We start from the raw sequence: 308 nt of genomic DNA, 5'->3' as shown, positions 1-308 counted from the left end.
CGACTTTTGGCACGCTGGCCCATGTCGTCGTCTTCCAAGTTCGATCATCATCTGCCAATTTACCGCCAAGCCGAGATTATGGCTGCGCAGGGCATCGAGATTGACCGCTCAACGCTGGCAGGCTGGGTCGGGCAAGCATCGGTGCTGCTCGACCCGATCATCAGCCGCATCCGCGACGTCGGTCTGACAGCCTCGAAGATCCATACCGACGATAGGCTCTGGGCCCATGCGGTCGATGATCGGGATTCTGGGTCAACGACCCCACCAATGGTCTGGTATGAGTTCACCACCGATCGCACCGGCACACA

At 59.4% G+C, this 308-nt stretch carries 1 pseudogene; it reads left to right on the top strand.

Going from position 1 to position 308, the window contains the following annotated elements:
• Positions 1–308: pseudogene (locus tag ACODSR_RS20710) on the top strand (IS66 family transposase); the annotation flags it as partial.

Source organism: Sphingobium sp. FG125 (genome assembly GCF_057809795.1).
Note: the sequence above shows the minus strand (reverse complement) of the source record. Positions and strands in the feature narration are given on the sequence as shown.